The sequence below is a fragment of the Luteibacter sp. genome (assembly GCF_051958795.1).
Lineage (GTDB): Bacteria > Pseudomonadota > Gammaproteobacteria > Xanthomonadales > Rhodanobacteraceae > Luteibacter.
Genome location: NZ_JBQCFT010000350.1, coordinates 1 through 16237, shown reverse-complemented (window position 1 = coordinate 16237; position 16237 = coordinate 1). Strand labels below are relative to the sequence as shown.

Annotated in this window: 17 protein-coding genes; 10 read left to right on the top strand and 7 right to left on the bottom strand. The window is 66.9% G+C overall.

Annotated features, from left to right (window positions below; genetic code table 11):
• Window positions 1–227 precede the first annotated feature (227 nt).
• From ACTHLF_RS18675 to ACTHLF_RS18650, 6 genes are all read left to right on the top strand, one after another.
• A complete protein-coding gene (locus ACTHLF_RS18675; protein WP_440329334.1) occupies window positions 228–1763 on the top strand; it encodes a peptide MFS transporter in 1536 nt (511 codons plus the stop codon).
• Between the two features lie 48 nt (window positions 1764–1811).
• Window positions 1812–2423, top strand: coding sequence for a hypothetical protein (locus ACTHLF_RS18670; RefSeq protein WP_440329332.1), 612 nt, complete (start codon window positions 1812–1814; stop codon window positions 2421–2423).
• 66 nt (window positions 2424–2489) lie between these two features.
• Window positions 2490–3092: a sensor histidine kinase gene (locus ACTHLF_RS18665; RefSeq protein WP_440329330.1), complete on the top strand. Its 603-nt coding sequence runs from the start codon at window positions 2490–2492 to the stop codon at window positions 3090–3092.
• Window positions 3089–3670, top strand: a complete 582-nt coding sequence (locus ACTHLF_RS18660; RefSeq protein ID WP_440329328.1) for a response regulator transcription factor — start codon at window positions 3089–3091, stop codon at window positions 3668–3670. Before ACTHLF_RS18665 ends, ACTHLF_RS18660 begins: the two co-directional genes overlap by 4 nt.
• An 83-nt stretch (window positions 3671–3753) precedes the next feature.
• On the top strand, window positions 3754–4908 hold the full coding sequence (locus ACTHLF_RS18655) for a sialidase family protein (RefSeq protein ID WP_440329336.1): 1155 nt from the start codon (window positions 3754–3756) through the stop codon (window positions 4906–4908).
• Window positions 4905–5399, top strand: a complete 495-nt coding sequence (locus ACTHLF_RS18650) for a TlpA family protein disulfide reductase (protein WP_440329326.1) — start codon at window positions 4905–4907, stop codon at window positions 5397–5399. Before ACTHLF_RS18655 ends, ACTHLF_RS18650 begins: the two co-directional genes overlap by 4 nt.
• Window positions 5400–5526: 127 nt before the next feature.
• Here the strand turns inward: ACTHLF_RS18650 and ACTHLF_RS18645 are convergent, their stop codons facing one another.
• From ACTHLF_RS18645 to ACTHLF_RS18635, 3 genes are all read right to left on the bottom strand, one after another.
• A complete protein-coding gene (locus ACTHLF_RS18645) occupies window positions 5527–6528 on the bottom strand; it encodes a sensor histidine kinase (protein WP_440329325.1) in 1002 nt (333 codons plus the stop codon).
• A 27-nt stretch (window positions 6529–6555) separates the two neighbouring features.
• Window positions 6556–7284 carry a response regulator transcription factor gene (locus tag ACTHLF_RS18640; RefSeq protein WP_045831332.1) on the bottom strand — a complete coding sequence of 243 codons (729 nt, stop codon included), beginning with the start codon at window positions 7282–7284 and terminating at the stop codon, window positions 6556–6558.
• Window positions 7285–7405: 121 nt separating this feature from the next.
• Window positions 7406–8020 carry an arylesterase gene (locus tag ACTHLF_RS18635; RefSeq protein ID WP_440329323.1) on the bottom strand — a complete coding sequence of 205 codons (615 nt, stop codon included), beginning with the start codon at window positions 8018–8020 and terminating at the stop codon, window positions 7406–7408.
• Here ACTHLF_RS18635 and ACTHLF_RS18630 point away from each other — a divergent pair.
• Both ACTHLF_RS18630 and ACTHLF_RS18625 read left to right on the top strand, forming a co-directional pair.
• Window positions 8019–8705 carry an ABC transporter ATP-binding protein gene (locus tag ACTHLF_RS18630; RefSeq protein ID WP_440329321.1) on the top strand — a complete coding sequence of 229 codons (687 nt, stop codon included), beginning with the start codon at window positions 8019–8021 and terminating at the stop codon, window positions 8703–8705. The two genes, ACTHLF_RS18635 and ACTHLF_RS18630, sit on opposite strands and share 2 nt — an antisense overlap.
• Window positions 8702–11185, top strand: coding sequence for an ABC transporter permease (locus ACTHLF_RS18625; protein ID WP_440329319.1), 2484 nt, complete (start codon window positions 8702–8704; stop codon window positions 11183–11185). Before ACTHLF_RS18630 ends, ACTHLF_RS18625 begins: the two co-directional genes overlap by 4 nt.
• Window positions 11186–11195: 10 nt before the next feature.
• Here ACTHLF_RS18625 and rimI read toward each other — a convergent pair whose 3' ends face one another.
• From rimI to pssA, 3 genes are read right to left on the bottom strand one after another with little or no spacing between them, the layout of a single operon-like run.
• The gene (gene rimI, locus ACTHLF_RS18620) at window positions 11196–11669 is read right to left on the bottom strand and encodes a ribosomal protein S18-alanine N-acetyltransferase (protein ID WP_440329317.1); all 474 of its coding nucleotides are present in this window, start codon (window positions 11667–11669) and stop codon (window positions 11196–11198) included.
• Between the two features lie 3 nt (window positions 11670–11672).
• Window positions 11673–12143, bottom strand: a complete 471-nt coding sequence (locus ACTHLF_RS18615) for a hypothetical protein (RefSeq protein WP_440329316.1) — start codon at window positions 12141–12143, stop codon at window positions 11673–11675.
• Between the two features lie 2 nt (window positions 12144–12145).
• On the bottom strand, window positions 12146–12931 hold the full coding sequence (gene pssA, locus ACTHLF_RS18610; protein WP_440329315.1) for a CDP-diacylglycerol--serine O-phosphatidyltransferase: 786 nt from the start codon (window positions 12929–12931) through the stop codon (window positions 12146–12148).
• Between the two features lie 156 nt (window positions 12932–13087).
• On the opposite strand from pssA, the gene ACTHLF_RS18605 reads away from it, so the two are divergent.
• Both ACTHLF_RS18605 and ACTHLF_RS18600 read left to right on the top strand, forming a co-directional pair.
• Entirely contained in the window at window positions 13088–13510 is a 423-nt protein-coding gene (locus ACTHLF_RS18605; RefSeq protein WP_440329313.1) for a DUF4124 domain-containing protein, read from the top strand.
• A 39-nt stretch (window positions 13511–13549) separates the two neighbouring features.
• The gene (locus tag ACTHLF_RS18600) at window positions 13550–15250 is read left to right on the top strand and encodes a proline--tRNA ligase (protein WP_440329312.1); all 1701 of its coding nucleotides are present in this window, start codon (window positions 13550–13552) and stop codon (window positions 15248–15250) included.
• 433 nt (window positions 15251–15683) lie between these two features.
• Here the strand turns inward: ACTHLF_RS18600 and ACTHLF_RS18595 are convergent, their stop codons facing one another.
• Window positions 15684–15815, bottom strand: a complete 132-nt coding sequence (locus ACTHLF_RS18595) for a hypothetical protein (protein ID WP_440329310.1) — start codon at window positions 15813–15815, stop codon at window positions 15684–15686.
• Window positions 15816–16237: the final 422 nt, after the last annotated feature.

The window sequence follows — 16237 nt, the reverse complement described above, 5'->3', positions numbered from 1 at the left end:
TGGAAAGGCGCCGAAGGGTGTGGTGTGGCCCGATATGATGCCACAGGCGGCCTTTGGGCAGGCTTACCCCCTCCCCTTGTGGCGAATCGCCGCGCCCCTCTGGCGCTGCAACACAACCCGGCGGACCATTTGTATTACGCTTGAACGGTTGTGGCCCCGTTCAGGGTCATGGCAACGGGAACGGCCATTTTTGGCCGTTCGCTGTTTCCAATGTGTCCGGAAAATACATGGCAATTCAGAATCCACCCGTTTCACAGACCAAGTCGTTCAGCACGGTCTTCCTTATCGAAATGTGGGAGCGCTTCGGCTTCTACGGCATGCAGGTGCTCATGGTCACCTACATGGTCAAGAAGCTCGGCTTCGCCGAAGCCGACTCCAACCTGGTCTGGGGCGCCGCCGCTGCCCTGATCTACGCCACCCCCGCCATCGGCGGCTGGATCGGCGACAAATTCCTCGGTACGCGCCGCACCATGCTCACCGGCGCTGTCGTGCTGATGGTCGGTTACGCGTTGCTTTGGGTCCCCACCGATAACGCCATCTTCCTGTACGTCGCGCTGGGCGTGATCGTCCTCGGCAACGGCCTGTTCAAGCCGAACGCCGGCAACCTCGTGCGCAAGATCTACGAAGGTGATGCGGTAAAGATCGATAGCGCGTTCACCATTTACTACATGGCGGTGAACGTCGGCTCGACGATCTCGATGCTGCTCACCCCGTGGATCCGCGACTACGTGGGCGAGCACTACGGCGATGCGCTGGGCTGGCATACCGCTTTCGGCGTGTGCTCGATCGGCCTCATCCTCGGCCTGGTCAACTACTTCTTCATGCGCCACACCCTGGCGCACATCGGGTCGGTGCCGGACGAAACCCGTCCGCCGATCAAGAACGTCCTCGGCGTGGTTGTCGGTGGCCTCGCCATCATTGGTGTGTCGGCCGCCATCCTGCAGAACCAGACCATCGCCAAGATGTGCGTTTATGCGGCGGGCGTGTTGATCCTGTGCATCTTCGCCCACCTCATCCGCTCGGTTGAGCGGAGCGAACGGGCCGGCCTGATCGCCGCGCTGGTGCTCACCATCCAGACGATTTTCTTCTTCATCTTCTACCAGCAGATGTCGACCTCGCTGAACCTGTTCGCACAGCGCAACGTGGACCTCTCGTTCGGCATCTTCGGCTTCGAGATCTTCCGCTGGATCCCCGAGCAGTTCCAGTCGCTCAACGCGATCTGGATCGTGATCCTCTCGCCGATCCTCGTGTGGCTGTACAACACGCTGGGCAAGCACGGCAAGGATTTCCCGGTCGCCGCCAAGTTCGCGCTGGGTTTCGTCGCCGTGGCCGCGGGCTTCTTCATGTACGGCCTGGGTGCGCACACCGCCGTGAATGGCCTGATCTCCTCCTGGTACATGGTGTGGGGTTATGGCCTGTACTCGCTCGGCGAGATCCTGGTGAGCGGCCTGGGCCTGGCCATGATCGCCCGCTACGTGCCGGCGCGCATGGGCGGCTTCATGATGGGCGCTTACTACGTCGCGGTCGGCGTCTCCCAGTACCTGGGTAGCGTGGTCGCGAACTACGCCGCCATCCCCAGCGACATCAACGATCCGCTGCAGTCGCTGCCGATTTATACCAGCCTGTTCAACAAGCTCGGCTTCGTCGGCGTCGGCTGCACCGTGCTGGCCGTCCTGATGCTGCCGCTGATGCGCAAGCTCTCGCTCGACCACGCGCTGGCGGATGTCCCGCCGGTACCGCCGGTGCATAACGAAGACCTGTAACCCGACAAGGGCCGCCCTGACCGGGGCGGCCCTTCGTTCTAAGAGACCATGAGCGATCACCTGCACAGCACCTCCTCCCGCTCCGGTCCGTTCGTCCTTGCACGCACCCTGGCCTGGCTGCGCCTGTGCGCCATCGCCGGCCAGAGCGTCGCGATCCTTTCCTGCGTCACGCTGCTCAAGCTGGACGTCCCTCTCCTCCCGCTGATGATCGGCGTCTGCGTGCTGGCGGTGTTCGCCGCCGCGGCATCGTTCCGGCTGGGCATGCCGTGGAAGATCAGCGAGGGCGAAGCGATCGTGCACATCGCTTTCGACACGCTGGTGCTTGGCTACCTGCTGTACTTCACCGGCGGCGCGGCGAATCCGTTCGTCAGCCTGCTGCTGGTTCCCATCGCGCTTTCCGCAGCCGCCCTTTCCATCGTCGGCGTCGCGCTGGTCTCGATCCTCACCGGCGTGGCCTACGTGTTGCTGGTGCCGTACCACCTGCCGCTGCCCACGCTGGGTAACAAGAGCCTCGACTTCGACCTCTATGTGGCTGGCCTGGGCGTGAACTTCGTCATCATGGCCATCCTGCTGGGCGTCTTCATCAGCAACCTGGCCAAGGCCATCCGCACCCAGCAAGGCGAGGTGCAACGCGTGCGCGAACGCGCCCTGCGCGATTAGGGCATCCTTGCCATCGCGACGCAGGCGGCGGGCGCCGCGCACGAACTGAACACCCCGCTTTCGACCATGCGCACGCTGCTGCCGGAGATCCGCCGCGAGCACGCCGGCGATAACGCGCTGGGCGATGATCTCGACCTGCTGGAAGGCCAGGTGCAGCGCTGCCGCACGATCCTGCGCGAGATGGTGGCCTTTGGCCAGGCGCAGCTTTCGCAGGTGCCCGAGCGCCTTACCGTGGGGCAGTTCGTGCATGTCTGCATGGAACGCTTCCAGCTCCTGCGCCCCGAAGCCGATGTGGCGCTGAGCGTGGAGCCCGGCGCCGAACGCCTGGCGCTGCGCTCGCCACCCGGGCTGCGCCACGCGTTGATCAACCTGCTGAACAACGCCGTCGAGGCCTCGTCGCTCAACGGCAGTGCGTTCGTCGGCTTCGATATCCGCGTCGAAGGGCCGTGGCTGGTGCTAACGGTGACCGACGAAGGCCCCGGTTTTGACGAAGCGGATGAACTGGGGACGTTAGGCTTGTCCCAGAAGGCGACCGGGCTTGGTATTGGCCTCGCCCTCGCCGAAGCCACGGCGGAGCGCCTCGATGGCGAGCTGGCCGCGAGCAATACCGGGCATGGCGCGCAGATGCGCCTGCGCCTGCCCCTTTCGGTCATTGGAGACCACGCATGAACGAACTGATCCCGCCCGGCGGCCGCCCGCTGCTGATCGTCGATGACGACCCGACCTTCGCCCGCGTCCTTGGCCGTGCCCTGGGCTCGCGCGGCTTCGAGGTGATCACCACCGACAATGCCGACGACGCGCGCGCCCTCACTCGCCGCCACCAGCCGCGCTATTGCGTCCTGGACCTGAAGCTCGGCGATGAGAATGGCCTGCGCCTGATCCCGGAGCTGCAGTCGCTGGTGCCCGATATCCGCGTGCTTCTGCTCACGGGCTACGCCTCGATCGCCACGGCTGTCGAAGCGATCAAGCGCGGCGCGCACGATTACCTGGCCAAGCCCGTCGATGCCGACGCCGTCGTGCGTGCGCTGCTCGATGGTGATGCGGGCCCCGCGGATGGCGATGATTTTGCCGACGCACCGGACGCGCCGCTGCCGCTGCGCCGGCTCGAGTGGGAGCATATCCAGCGCGTGCTGACCGAGTGCGAGGGCAATATCTCCGAGACGGCCCGCCGGCTCGGCATGCACCGCCGCACGCTGCAGCGCAAGCTGAGCAAGCACCCCGTGCGCGAGCGGCCGGACGAGAACTGATGAACGCCTGGTTGAGAGCCATCGCGCGCAAGCGCGCTCCCACGGGGGGTGTCTCGGGGCTTGTGGGAGCGCGCTTGCGCGCGATGCTCCTGCTCCTGGCGGTAACCATCCCGGCCGCCCATGCCCACGACATGGCAGGCATGGCCAACGAAGCCCCGCTCGGCTTCGATGCGGCCATGGATAACGCAGGCCACCTCTGGGTCGTCGACACGGTCGGCGAACATGTGCGCGTCCGCCGCTCCGACGACATGGGCCGCGACTTCGCGCTCTCGACCATCGTGAACCCCACCGGCGAGCGGATCTACGCCGAGGGCGAAAACCGCCCGAAGATCGCGCTTGGTCCGAAGGGCGAGCTCTACGTGACGTGGTCGCAACCACGCAAGGCGCCGTGGACCGGCTTCGTCCGGTTCTCGCGTTCACTGGATGGCGGCGCGCACTTCGACGCGCCGAAAACGGTACATACGGACACCGCCGAGATCACCCACCGCTTCGATTCGCTGGCGGTGGATGGCAAGGGCAACGTGATCGTGGCCTGGATCGACAAGCGCGACCTCGAGGCGGCGACCAGGGCGCACAAGCCTTACCTTGGCGCGGCCACGTATTACAGCTGGTCGACCGACCGCGGCGCGACGTTCGCACCCGAGCAGAAGATCATCGACCAGAGCTGCGAGTGCTGCCGCATTGCCCTCGCCCGCGCGCCGGACGGAAGCATCGATGCGTTCTTCCGTGCGATCTATGGCGACAACATCCGCGACCACGCGTACGCCACGCTCCCGATCGGCGGGAAGGTCGACGTGCAACGCGCCACGTTCACCCAGTGGCACATCGAAGGTTGCCCGCACCATGGGCCTTCGCTAGCGATCGATGCGGCGGGGACCCGCCACGCCGTCTGGTTCAGCGCGGCCGATGGCAAGCCGCAGATCACCTATGGCCAGCTCCAGCCAGGCAAGCGGCCCGCGCATCAGGCCATCGTCGCGGGGAACGGGGCATCGCATGCCGACCTCGCCGTCGACGGCAGGCATGTATGGATCGCCTGGCACCAGATGACCGCGAACGGTCTCGAGCTGATGCTGCGCGAATCCGACGACGGTGGCGCGACCTTTGGCGAGCCGCGCGCGATCGCGAACACGGCAGGTGCCTCGGGCTGGCCGAAGCTGGTGCTGCACGATCACCGTGCATTCGTGGCCTGGAATCCGGGCGGGCAGTTCAGGATGGTGCCGACGGAGGCATTGCAGTGATCGCCTGGTTGCGCCGTCGCCGCGCGTCGGCGGTGCTGTGTGCTCTCGCGGTGTTCTCGCTGGCAGCACCCGCGCGTGCGGCAGCGCCCACGCCCCTCGCGGCGGCCGATGTGGGCGCGCTCGTGGCAGCACCGGCGAAAGGCAGCAAGGTGCTGGCGTTGTGGTCGCTCGACTGCGCCTACTGCGAAGAAAACCTGGCCGCGCTGCGCACCTACCAGCGCCAGCATGCGGACGTGGAACTGATCTACGTCGCTACCGATCCCATGGCCCAGCGTGATGCGCTGGCGCAGCGGTTGAAAGACGCGAAGCTCGATGACGTACCGGCACGCGCCTATACGGACGCAACGCCCGACCGCCTCAACTTCATGATCGACCCGACCTGGGGCGGCGAGACGCCGCGCACCCTGGTGATCCGCGCGGATGGTTCGCGCGAGGCGTTTAGCGGAGCGCTGACGCCAGAACGCGTAGCAAAGCTGCTCGGTCAACGATAGGCCAGCTGCCGCCGCCATCTTGTGGGAGTGAGCTTGCGAACGATGCCCTTGCGCGGGACGATCGATCGCAAGCTCACTCCCACATGCGATGTATCGCCCACAGGGTGGGCTCCTACGACGGCGAACGTCAGGCTTCGATGGGCTGGGGGTTCGGGAAACGTACGCTGGCGACGCGTGACGCACCGGGTAGTGCGCGCAGTTCCAGGGGCCACTGGAAGCGATCCGAGAGGCGCCGCGCGATGGCGAGATCGAAACCGTGCCGATCCACGGATGCGTGGCGGCGGCTCCCAGGCTCGGGTACGTCCACGGCCGGGTTGATGACGCTCACACTGCCCGGCATCACGGTGACGACGATCGTGCCCTGGTCGGTTTGTTGCAGGGCATGGCGGATGAGCTGGCCGCACAGCACGGCGAACACTCGCGGCGACGCATGCAACGCGAACGCCGCCGGTTCGTCGAGGATCAGCTCGACCGGACGGCCGGCGATGAGCTCGCGGGCGTAGTCCACTTCCTGGCGCAGTACCTTGTTGACGATGAAGTCTTCCTCGGCGAGCCCCTGGTCGGACTCCCGCGACAGGATGAGGAAGGCTTCCACCAGCGATTCCAGCTCGCGCGTGGAACGGCGGATGCGCTCCAGCGAGCGATGGCCGAACTCGGACAGGTCCGTTTCGTCCGCCAGCATGTCCGACGACATCTTGATGACGGTGAGCGGGCTGCGTAGCTCATGGCTGGCATCGCGGGTGAAGTTGCGCTCGCGCTCGCCGAACCCTTCGATACGGGACGCCAGTCCATGCAGTCCGCGGACCAGCGACGAAATATCGTTGTCACCGCCCCTGCCGCGCCCCTCTTCGGCAGCCAGGCCTTCCATGTCAGGGTGGTCGGGATCCCAGCCGTTCAACAGACGGGCCAGGGCCGCGATCGGCAGCCAGGCGCGCGAGACCGCCAGCCAGGACAGCGCGCCCGAGCACAACATGATCGCCAGCGCCGCGCCCAGGGGCGCGACGTCGTAGGCGGTCATCAACGAAGCGATGACCACCACGAGCGTCTGCAAGGAGAAGACGATGGCGATGCGGGCGCGGAACGATCCGCGCCAGCCCCGCCCAGTCCCCTGCGATGTCCTGCCTTCCATCGATTACTTCCAGCCCCGCACCTTTGCTCAGGCCGTCTGTGAAGCGGCAACCTCGGAATCGAGGTCGGCGAGGCGGTAGCCCGCCGAGTGGATGGTGTGGAGCAACGGCCGGTCGAACGGCTTGTCGATGACCCGGCGGAGGTTATAGAGGTGCGAACGCAGGGTGTCCGAATCGGGCAGCGTATCGCCCCAGATCTCGCGCTCGATATCGCGGCGGCTCACCACGCGCGGCGATTCGCGCATGAGGATCGCCAGCAGCTTGAGGCCGATCGGCGAGACGGTCAGCTCCTGGCCGCCACGGGTCAGGCGCAGCGTCGCCGTGTCGAGGGTCATGTCGCCGACCGTGAGGACTTCGGACGACACCTGGCGACGGTCACGGCGGATCAGGGCGCGCAGGCGCGCTTCGAGTTCGCGCACTTCGAACGGCTTGACCAGGTAATCGTCGGCGCCTGCCTCCAGGCCCACCAGCTTGTCTTCCAGCGTGTCGCGCGCCGTCAGCATCAGCACCGGCGTGGACTTCTTTCCGTCCTTGCGCAGCTTGCGGCACACATCCAGGCCGTCCATGCCCGGCAGCATCAGGTCGAGCACGATCACGTCGTAGCTGTTGGACACGGCCAGGTGCAGCCCGCTCACGCCGTCGGCGGCGTAGTCGACGGAGTAGCCCCGGCGCTCAAGGAATTCGCCCACCATCTCGGCAATCTGACGGTTGTCCTCGACGAGGAGGATCAGGCCTGCTTGTTCGTCGCGGTTGCTCATCGCTCCACTCTCCTTCTCGTGATTCACAAATGTGAAGAGTTAACGGCCGGACCGGTGAGAACAGCGTGAAGACCGAAAACAGGTATTCATTCTGGGTAGGTGAACGTCGACGTTTCGTCGTTTACCTGAGTAGGGGTGCAAGCGCTTTCCATACATTCTCCGCCACGCGGGACTCGCCCTTCGCGGTGGGATGCAGCCCGTCGTCCTGCATCAGCGCCGGATCCAGGGCCACGCCATCGAGGAGAAAGGGCACGAGGGCGACGCCGTGCTTCTTCGCGGCATCGGCATATACCTTGCGCAGCCCGTCCCTGTACTGCGGGCCATAGTTCACCGGCAGTTCGATGCCCAGCAGCAGCACCTTTGCCCCGGCGCCCTGCGCCGCGGTGACCATGGCATCGAGGTTTTCAGCCAGCTTGCCCAGCGGAAGCCCCTGCAGGCCATCGTTCGCGCCCAGTTCGATCACCACCACGCCAGGCTTTTCCCGGCCCAATAGCGCGGGCAGGCGGTTCCGGCCACTCAGCGAGGTCTCGCCACTGATGCTGGCATTGACCATTGCCCATGGTGGCGCCATGTTCGAAGTGCGCGCGTCCAGCAAACGCACCCAGCCGGCCTCCACCGGGATGTTGTGCGCCGCCGACAGTGAGTCCCCGAGCACCAGCACCTTGCGTGGCGAGCCCGCCGCGTGGGCCACGGCGCAGAAAACCATAAGCAGCAACAGGACCAGGCTACGACGCATGAGCGATTCTTCCCGAGTTCTTCTTGAAGTGGCGGATGTTAGCAAGTCGGTTTTCGGTCCGGAGGGCCAGCTGGATATCCTGTCGGGCGTGAACCTGGCGGTGGCCGCAGGCGAAAGTTTCGCCATCGTCGGGGCATCGGGCTCGGGCAAGACCACCCTGCTCGGGCTGCTGGCGGGGCTGGACGTGCCCACCGCGGGGACGATCCGCCTCGACGGCCAATCGCTCGGCGGCATGGATGAGGAAGCACGCGCGGCCGTGCGCCGCCGTCTGGTCGGCTTTGTATTCCAGTCGTTCCACCTGCTCCCCGCGCTCACCGCGGAAGAAAACGTCATGCTCCCGCTGGAACTGGAGGGCGACGACAACGCCCGTGACCGCGCGCACGCGGCACTGGATGCCGTCGGCCTTGCCGCCCGCCGTCGCCATTACCCCGCGCAGCTTTCCGGCGGCGAACAACAGCGCGTCGCGCTGGCCCGCGCCTTCGTCCACCGGCCGCGCATCCTGTTCGCCGACGAGCCCACCGGCAACCTCGACCAGCACACCGGCGAGCACGTCGGCGACCTGTTGTTCGACATGAACCGCCAGCACCAGACGACGCTGATCCTGGTCACGCACGATCCGCGCCTCGCCGCACGATGCGCGCGCCAGGCCGAGCTGCGCGAAGGGCGCCTCGGGGTGGCTGCATGAACGTGACGCGGCTGGCGCTGCGCACGCTGCGTCGCGAAGGGCACCTCGGCGAGCTGCGCACCCTGGCCGCGTCGCTCGTGCTGGCCGTGGTCGCGCTGGGCGTCGTCGCCACCCTCTCCACGCGCATCGAGCGCGGCATCCTCGCGAGCGCGGCCGAACTGATCGGCGGTGACATCGGCGTATCGGCGCCCGCACCGTTACCCGAGGCGATGGCCACGTCCGCCCGCGACGATGGGCTCCAGCTGACCCGCGGCGCGCAATTCCGCAGCGTCGCTTTCGTGGGTGAGCACAGCCAGTTGCTCGACGTGCTCGCCAGCGATGCGGCCTATCCATTGCGCGGGACCCTGGAAGTCGGCGGTGCCGATGGCCGCACCCGCGTCGCACACGGCCCTCCGCGTGGCGAGGTCTATCTCGACCATCGGGCCATGGTCGGCCTGGGCATCCACGCCGGGCAACGCGTCCAGATCGGCGGGCAGGATCTGGTGGCCTCCGCGGAACTGGTGCGCCAACCCGACGGCGGCGAACTCTTCGCGCTCGCACCGCGCGCGGTCATGAACCTCGACGATGCCAATGCCGCCGGCCTGCTCGGCGTAGGCAGCCGCGCGCGCCACCGCCTGCTCGTATCGGGGCCGCCCGCCGCCGTGGCGCGCTGGCGTACCGCCGTGGAAGAAGGCAGCCTGCCCGCCGGCGCGGACCTGATCACCCCGGAGAAGATGCAGGAGCGCATGCGCAGCGCCTTCGACCGCGCGAGTGCGTTCCTGCGCCTCACCGCGCTGCTTTCGGCATTGCTCTCCGGCGTGGCCATCGCCCTCGCCTCCGCCCGCTACGCGCGGCGCAAGGCCGGTGAAGTCGCCCTGCTACGCGCGTTGGGGACGCCACGGCGCAAGGTGGCGTCGCTGCTGGTCATGACCCTGGCGGCGCTTGCGCTACCTGCGGCCGCGGTCGGCGTCGTGATCGCGCTGGGGCTGACCGAAGGTGCGTGGTACTTCGCGCGCCAGCTCTTCGACAACATCCCCACGACCTTGCCACTCGCACCGGCGTTCGCGGCGGCAGCGATGGGCCTGGCGGTGCTTGCCGGCTTCGCCCTCCCGCCACTCGTACGCCTGGCCGAGGTGCCGCCGGTCGCGGTCTTCCGCGAATCGATGCAGCGCCGCCTCCGTCGCTTCGACGTGCTGTACCTCGTGCCGCTCGCCACCGCGATCGGCCTGCTCTGGTTGCAAAGTGATTCGGCGAAGCTGGCGGGCATCCTCGCGGCGAGCCTTGCTGGCGTCGCGGCCGTCGCCGCGTTGCTGGCCGCCTTGCTGCTGGTCGTTGCCCGGCGCGTCGCACCGGGAGCGCATCCCGCGTTGCGCATTGGCCTGGCCGCGCTCGCGCGCCGTCGCGGGCTGTCGCTGGTCCAGGCCACGGCGTTGTCGCTGGGTCTCTGTGCATTGCTGCTGCTCGCCGTCATTGCCCCTTCCCTGCTGGAGGGCTGGCGTCGTGAGCTGCCGGCCGATACGCCCAACTGGTTCGCGCTGAACCTGCAGGAAGACCAGCGCACCGCATTCGCCGAACAGTTGCAACGCATCGGTGCGACCAAGACGAACATGATGCCGCTCGCGGTGGGCAAGCTCACGGCGATCAACGGCACGCCGGTCGACAAGCTGCCCTTCCTCGCGAATGACGAAGCGCGTGATGCCGCGGATCGGCAGCTGCGGCTTTCATGGACGGCAGACCTGCCGCCTTCCAACGAAGTGGTGGCCGGCACCTGGCCAGGTGCTTCGCCAGCGCAGGCTGAAGTCTCCGTCGACACCTCATGGCGCGACCGCTTCCACCTGAAGCTGGGCGACACGCTGCGCTTCGAGGTCGGCGAAGGTGCGCTCGATGCGCGCGTCACCAGCGTACGCAAGGTCGACTGGACCTCGTTCCGCGTGAACTTCTTCCTCATGCTGGACCCGGCCCATGCAGGCGACATCCCGCATACGTGGCTCACGAGCTTCTACCTGCCACGCGGCCACGGCGACCAGCTTTCGAAGCTCTCGCGCGACTACGGCAACCTGAGCCTGATCGATGTCGACGCTTTGCTCGACCGCGTGCGCGAAATCGTGGATCGCGTCGGCGGTGCCGTGCGCTGGGTGCTCGGCTTCAGCCTGCTTGCCGGCGCGCTGGTGCTCACCGCCGCACTTGCGGCGAGCGCACAGGAACGACGTAAGGAGGCCGCGTTGTTGCGCACGCTCGGCGCCACGCGTGCGCAGTTGCGCGCGGCTGCCGCATGCGAGTTCGCATTGCTGGGCCTGGTCGCTGGACTCACGGCCGGCCTCGGCGCCGCCGGTGCCGGCTGGTGGCTCGGCAAGGCGGTGTTCCGCCTGGAGGACTTCGTCCCGCCGCTGTGGCCGTTGCTTGGCGCCGCCGCCATCGCCGCGTTCGTCGTGATGCTGATCGGCCTCTTCGGCACGCGCCGCGTGTTGCGCACCTCGCCGATGGCGTTGTTGCGGGAGTAATGCGCGCCGGTCAGTCGGTGATATGCATCTCGAGCGCCATCACGATCGCCTCTTCCCGGCCGTTCTTCGCCGGGTAGTAGGCAGGGCGGCGGCCGATCTCGGCAAAGCCCATCGACTCGTACAGTGCGTGCGCCACGGGGTTGGAAGGGCGCACCTCGAGGAAGATGCGCTCCGCCCCGTACCAGCGGGCGAGGTCGACCAGGCGGCGCATCATGCGCCGGCCATAGCCGAGGCCACGGTGCGCGTCGCCGATGCAGACATTCAGCACGTGGGCTTCGCCCGCGGCGACGGAGAGGATGCCGTAACCTGCGATCTCGCCTTCGTGGATGATGACCCAGCAGTTATGCCCGGCCTGCAGGCAGTCGCGAAAGATGCCAGCGCTCCACGGGAACTCATACGACGCGTGCTCGATGGCCACCACCGCATCGAGGTCTTCGCGGCGCATGGCGCGCACCTCGGTGGATGGGCGGGCGACGGCGACCATGGCTCAGCGCCTGCCCAGCGAACGGCCCAGTGCACGCAGCCCGTTCCACAGGCGACGCTTTGCCGCGGCATCGGCGAGAAGCACGGAAGGCGGATCCACGAGGACGATCTGCGCGGCGCTCATGACGGCGGCGGGCAACTCGTGGCCCAGTGCGCGCGCCTGTGCCTCGCCGAAGACCAGGTAATGCGCGGCCACCGGCACGTGGCCCAGGCCACGCTCGCCGGCTTCAAGCCGCGCGGCCCGACCCATGACGGGACCGAACGCGCGTAGCGCGCGGCCGACCAGATCCAGCTCGCGCTCGCTCGCGCCGGCCGGGAGCACGACAACGCAAGGTATCCGCTCGCCAGGACCGGCATCGTTCACGGCAGCCTGGTCGTCGACCGCCACGGCCGCTTCCGACCCGCGCAGGCGCCACGGGGTGACTCCCATGGCCTTGAGCAGGTGCGCGCGGCGCTCGGGCGAGACGGCGGACATGCTTATTCCGGTGCCTTGGCGTGGCGGCGCACGCGGCGGCGATGGGCGGCACGCCCCCACAAGGTCATGACCGGACCCGAGACGACGTAGACCAGCGTACCGATGAAGAGCACGCGCGGCGGGTCGATCACCAGCAACACGACGATGAGTACCGCCGCAATGAGCCAGATGAAGGGGACCCGATCGCTCCTGGGCCACGCCTTGAAACTGAAGTAGCGGACGTTGCTGACCATGAGCAGGCCGGCGATCACTGCCAGCGGCATGGCGAAGAACGCGACATCCGGCCCCGGCACGTCGAACCGGGTCATGGTCCAGACGAACGACATGCACAACACCGCCGCGGCCGGGCTCGCCAGGCCCTGAAAGTAGCGCTTGTCGGCGACACCCACCTGGGTATTGAAGCGAGCCAGGCGCAGGGCCGCGCATACGGCGTAGATGAAGGCCGCCGCCCAACCGATCTTCCCCCAGGTACGGCCGTAGTCGGCCAGGGAGGAGAGCGACCAGGTGTACATGACCAGCGCCGGCGCCAGGCCAAAGCTGACCAGGTCGGACAGCGAGTCGTACTGGACGCCGAATTCGCTCTGCGTATTGGTGAGCCGGGCAACGCGGCCATCCATCCCATCCAGGATGCCGGCGACGAAGACGGCCAGGGCGGCGGTGCCGAAATTCCCGTGGATCGCGGACACGATCGCGTAGAAACCGGCGAACATGGCGCCCGTCGTGAACAGGTTCGGCAGGAGGTAGATACCGCGGTGGCGCGGCCCCCGGGCTTGGATCGGATCGCTCATCGGCTCAGTCGTCACTTGGGCCTCCAGTTTAGCCCAGCCGCCGTGAAGCGTCAGTCCGTGCATTCCCGGCAGAAAGCGCGAAGCAGTCGCTTGCGTGCCCCGGGGGCGGGTGATAGATGTGTCCGCCACATTCATCTTCGCCTGGGATACCCCCACATGCGCCGCTGCCTCGCCCTGGTCCTGCTCGTCGCCGTCTGCCCGCTCGCCTTCGCCCAGGCCTACAAATGGAAGGATGCCCAGGGCGTCACCCATTACTCCGACTCCCCGCCTCCTGGTCAGGGCGCCAAGGTCGAAAAGATCCAGATGAAGGGGGGCGTATCGACGCCGTCGTCGTCCACGCCCGCGCCTGCCCCCGCGGCCAGCGCCCCCAAACCCGCGGCCGGCACGCCGGTGGCCGACAACCCGGCCAACCGCAAGGCACTCTGCAGCCAGCTGAGCAAGAACATGGAGGTCCTGCAGAAGGAGGCCATCGTTTCCGTCGATGACGGCAAGGGCGGTACGCAACAGCTGGATGCCGCCGGCCGCCAGCGCCAGGTGGAAACCACCCAGGCCCAGATGACCCTCTACTGCAAGTCGTAACGCCCTATAATTCCGCTTTTCCCCGACGAACTCCGCCCGATGCGCCTCAGCCAGTACCACCTCGCCACCGTCAAGGAAGTTCCCGCCGACGCGGATATCGCCAGCCAGCAGCTCATGCTGCGCGCCGGCATGATCCGCAAGCTGGCCTCGGGCCTCTACACGTGGTCGCCGCTGGGCCTGCGCGTGCTGCGCAAGGTGGAGGCCGTGGTCCGTGAGGAAATGGTGCGCGCCGGCGCGATCGAGATGCTGATGCCGTCGGTGCAGCCGCGCGACCTGTGGGAAGAGACGGGCCGCTGGGAGAAGTTCGGCGGCCAGCTCCTGAAGATGAAGGATCGCAAGGAGCAGGAGTTCTGCTACGGCCCGACGCACGAGGAAGTCATCACCGACTTCGCACGCAACGAGCTGAAGAGCTACAAGCAGCTGCCGCTCAATTTCTTCCAGATCCAGACCAAGTTCCGCGACGAGATCCGTCCGCGCTTTGGCGTGATGCGTGCGCGCGAGTTCCTGATGAAGGACGCCTACTCGTTCCACCTCACCCCGGAATCGCTCGACGAGACCTACCGGGTGATGTACGACGCGTACTCGCGCATCTTCACCCGCCTGGGCCTGGAGTTCCGCGCGGTCGATGCCGACACCGGCGCCATTGGCGGCAGCGCCAGCAACGAGTTCCAGGTCCTGGCCGATTCCGGCGAAGACCACATCGCCTTCTCCGATGCCTCGCCTTACGCGGCGAACATCGAGAAGGCCCAGTCGCTCGCCCCGGCCGGTGAGCGCCCTGCCCTGTCGGCCTCGCTGCAGCGCGTGGATACGCCCACGCAGCGCACGATCGATGAGGTCACGGCGTTCCTCAAGGTGCCGGCCACGCAGGCGGTGAAGACGATCCTCGTCCGTGGCGTCGAGGGCCTCGTCGCCCTGTGCCTGCGCGGCGACCATGAGATCAACGAAGTGAAGGTGTCGCACCTGGCCGAGCTGGCAGGTGAGCCCGAACTGGCCAGCGAGGAAGAGATCCTTGCCGCCACGGGCACGCGCCCGGGCTTCATCGGCCCCGTGGGCCTGCCCGCGAACATCCCGGTCATCGTCGATCGCGACGCGGGCCTGCTCGCCGACTTCGTCTGCGGCGGCAATCAGGATGGCACGCATTACATCGGTGCCAACTGGGACCGCGATGCGCGCGTCACCCGCGTGGAAGACATCCGCAAGGTAGTGGACGGCGATGCCTCGCCCGATGGCAAGGGCACGCTGCGGCTTGCCCGTGGCATCGAGGTGGGTCACATCTTCCAGCTCGGCCAGAAGTATGCGGAGGCCATGGGCGCCAGCGTGCTCGATGGCAACGGCAAGATGAGCACCATGTACATGGGCTGCTACGGCATCGGCGTCAGCCGCATCGTGGCGGCGGCGATCGAACAGCGCCACGACGAGAACGGCATGATCTGGACCGACGCGATGGCGCCGTGGCGCGTGGCGGTCTGCGTCATCAACCCGAAGAACGACGCCACGGTAGCCGAGGCGGCCGAGTCGCTGTACGCGGAACTCTCGCAGGCCGGCATCGATACGGTGCTGGACGATCGTGGCCTGCGCCCGGGCTCGATGTTCGCCGACATCGAACTGATCGGCATCCCGCACCGTGTCGTGGTGAGCGGCCGCGGCCTCGAGGCTGGCACGTTCGAATACCGTGCCCGTACGGATGCGGAATCGCGCAACGTTACGCGTGAGGAACTGCTGGCTTTGCTGAAGGGCTAAGCGGCCGCATCTGCTGCGTCGAAAAAGCCCGGCTCCGGCCGGGCTTTTTTCTAAGCGGTTCATTCGCTGGCGCGAATGCATGTACTGAGCGGCTAGCGCCGCCTCGCGCTCGGACGTCTCTGGAAAGAGGCCTTGGGGCCCACCCTCGCTGCTCAGACAGGTCCTCCGCGTTCGTGCCGGAGTGCGCCTCCGGCGCAAATGTACTTATTGGCCTACGGCCGCTCTCTTGTGCGGAACTCGCCTCGAGGGTGGGCCCCAAGGCCTCCCGGACGCACTGAGATTGATTGTTGGCGAGCCTCGCACTCTGGTCGTGCCAGGGTCTTCATGCGACCGCCGCCTTGTAGGAGGCCACCCTGTGGCCGACAGCATTCGCCTCGATGCAGCAGGACCTGTGGCTCTGTCCGCGAAAGATGTCGCGATAAGGCCGTATCGATCAACGAGCCGCAGCGATCGTGGTCACCGGCAGTTGCGGGCCACTGGTCGTCACCATCGCACCCATCGTCAACACGCTCAGCAGCACGGCGGCGGCGAAGAAGGTCTTCAGCAGGAAGGTTTCGGTTTTCATGGCAGGTCTCCGTGAGTAGGAAGGTGAGCCCGAGGGCCCTTGCCATGGAGATTGCATCCACCGTGCCAACCTCGAAGTTGCTTCGCAAACCGCGCTGCGAAGCCATCTCGCCATGACTATGCGACGCGCGCCTTGCTGTCCGCGGACGAAGACGTGTCCGCCCAGACCTGTCCGGACACGGACACGAAGCGAGCTGCGGCTCTCCCATCATGAACCTCAGTGCGTCCGGGAGGCCTTGGGGCCCACCCTCGAGGCGAGTTCCGCACAAGAGAGCGGCCGTAGGCCAATAAGGACATTTGCGCCGGAGGCGCACTCCGGTACGAACGCGGAGGACCTGTCTGAGCAGCGAGGGTGGGTGAGGTGGTCAAGTCTTTCTAGACAGCCGATAGGGTGTTTTTTCGACTCATCAACATTTCGTGGAT